The sequence below is a fragment of the Actinoplanes sp. NPDC051851 genome (genome assembly GCF_040681165.1).
Lineage (GTDB): Bacteria > Actinomycetota > Actinomycetes > Mycobacteriales > Micromonosporaceae > Actinoplanes.
Genome location: NZ_JBFAYF010000164.1, coordinates 1 through 1663, shown reverse-complemented (window position 1 = coordinate 1663; position 1663 = coordinate 1). Strand labels below are relative to the sequence as shown.

Here is a 1663-nt window from a genome sequence, read left to right as displayed (position 1 = left end):
GAGCTTGTCAAGTTGTCTGTGTAAGTTGATCTGGATTCATTGATGGTGGAGATCGTTATCAGGTGTTGGGTTCGGCGTTTGGGTGCTTCTCGAGATCGTGCAGCCGGTCCTCGACGTCGGTGCTCTGCGGGATGGTGTGGTTGATGGCGGCGATGTCGTCGTCGGTGAGGCTGTCGAGGTAGGCGTCGAAGTCGGGGTGGTCGTGCGGCGGGTGGTGGTTCGTCCAGTCGGTCATTTCCTGGGTCCTCACAGGTAGGGCGCGAGCCGGTCGGGGTAGGCCAGGGCGAGGGCGCCGAGGGCGGCTTTCCAGCCGTGCACGGTGGCGCCTTCGACGAGCCGTCCGGCGGCCTTGCGCTGGCCGCGGGGTGCGCCCTGTTCCTTGGCGCGAGCTCGGGCGCGTTTGTCCTCGATGTCGCGGATGGCCAGCCAGAGCAGCTTGATCGCGGCGTCGTCGTTCGGGAAGTGCCCGCGGTTCTTGATCACTTTGCGGAGCTGGAAGTTCAGGCTCTCGATGCTGTTGGTCGTGTAGATGATCTTGCGCAGGGCGGGTGGGAACGCCAGGAACGGGATGAACCTCTCCCACGCGTTCTCCCAGGTCGCGACCGCGGCCGGATACCGTTTCCCCAGGTCGGACTCGGCGAAGGCGAGCAGTTCGGTCTCGGCCGCCTCCACCGTCGGCGCCGTGTAGATCGGCTTGAGGGCGGCGGCGACCTTCTTGCGGTCGGTGTACGACACGAACCGCATCGCGGCCCGGATCAGGTGCACCGTGCAGGTCTGGACCGTGGCCTGCGGCCAGGTCGCCTCGATCGCCTCCGGGAACCCGGTCAGCCCGTCACAGCACACGATCAGCGTGTCCCGCACGCCACGGTTGCGCAGCTCGGCGCAGACCCCGGCCCAGAACTTCGCGCCCTCGGTGGCCTGGACCCAGATCCCGAGGACGTGTTTGACCCCGTCCAGGTCGACACCGACGGCGATGTGCGCGGCCCGGTTCTTGACGGCGTGCCCGTCACGGACCTTCACCACGAGGGCATCGAGGTAGATGATCGGGTAGATCTCTTCCAGCGGCCGGGTCTGCCAGGCCTTCACCTCGTCCAGCACCGCATCGGTGATCTTCGAGATGGTGTCATGCGACAACTCGGTCCCGAGCGTGCGCTGCAGGTGGTAGCCGATGTCGCGGACCGTCATCCCGCCCGCATACAGCGAGATGATCATGTCGTCCAGCCCGCCGGCCCGCCGCGATCCCTTGGGCACCAGCCGCGGCTCGAACGTCCCGGCCCGGTCCCGCGGCACCGCCAGGGCCACCTCCCCGACCTCGGTGGCCAGGGTCTTCGGGCTGTGCCCGTTGCGCGAGTTCGGGCTGCCCCGCCCGGCCGGGTCGTGCTTCTCGTAACCCAGATGCCCGGTCAGCTCCGCCGCCAGCCCACGCTCCAGCACCGCCTTGACCAACTCCGGCAGCAGGCCGCCCTCACCGGTCAGCATCAGCCCGCCCTCGTCGACCCGGTCCATCAGGTCATCGAGCAGGCCGGCCTCGATCATGCCGTTCACCGTCTCCCGGGCAGACCCGCCCGGACCAGCCACCGCCGCACCCAACGGTCCGGCCATCTGATCACTAGTCATGGTCACTTGTGTACTCCTCGACATGGAAGCCGATCAATTACACAGA

The 1663-nt window shown here is 67.2% G+C and carries 2 protein-coding genes; both read right to left on the bottom strand.

What is annotated here, in order from left to right; genetic code table 11:
* Positions 1-58: 58 nt before the first annotated feature.
* Positions 59-235: a hypothetical protein gene (locus AB0M08_RS47460; RefSeq protein WP_364508944.1), complete on the bottom strand. Its 177-nt coding sequence runs from the start codon at positions 233-235 to the stop codon at positions 59-61.
* A gap of 11 nt (positions 236-246) precedes the next feature.
* On the bottom strand, positions 247-1536 hold the full coding sequence (locus AB0M08_RS47455) for an IS256 family transposase (RefSeq protein WP_364508946.1): 1290 nt from the start codon (positions 1534-1536) through the stop codon (positions 247-249).
* Positions 1537-1663: the final 127 nt, after the last annotated feature.